Source organism: Saccharothrix sp. ST-888 (genome assembly GCF_000955975.1).
In the GTDB taxonomy this organism is placed as follows: domain Bacteria; phylum Actinomycetota; class Actinomycetes; order Streptomycetales; family Streptomycetaceae; genus Kitasatospora.
Map to the genome: position 1 here is coordinate 1 of NZ_JYJF01001119.1, position 247 is coordinate 247.

1 protein-coding gene is annotated in these 247 nt (G+C 70.4%); it reads right to left on the reverse strand.

Annotation, left to right across the window (positions count from 1 at the left end; genetic code table 11):
* On the reverse strand, nucleotides 1–247 hold a 247-nt coding region (locus UK12_RS35875; protein ID WP_156179204.1), incomplete at both ends, for a ketoreductase domain-containing protein.

Here is a 247-nt window from a genome sequence, read left to right on the forward strand (position 1 = left end):
TAGGCGGCGTAGGCGTCCATGAAGGCGTTGGCGGCGGCGTAGTCGCCCTGGCCGGCGTTGCCGAACGCGCCGGTGATGGAGGAGAAGCAGACGAAGGCCTCCAGCGGCAGCTCGCGGCTCAGTTCGTCCAGGTTGACCAGGCCCCGCGCCTTCGGTGCCAGCACCCGGGCGAGCTCCTCGGGGTCCTTGCGGATCAGGTAGTTGTCGGCGACCAGGCCCGCGCTGTGCACGATCCCGGTCAACGGCC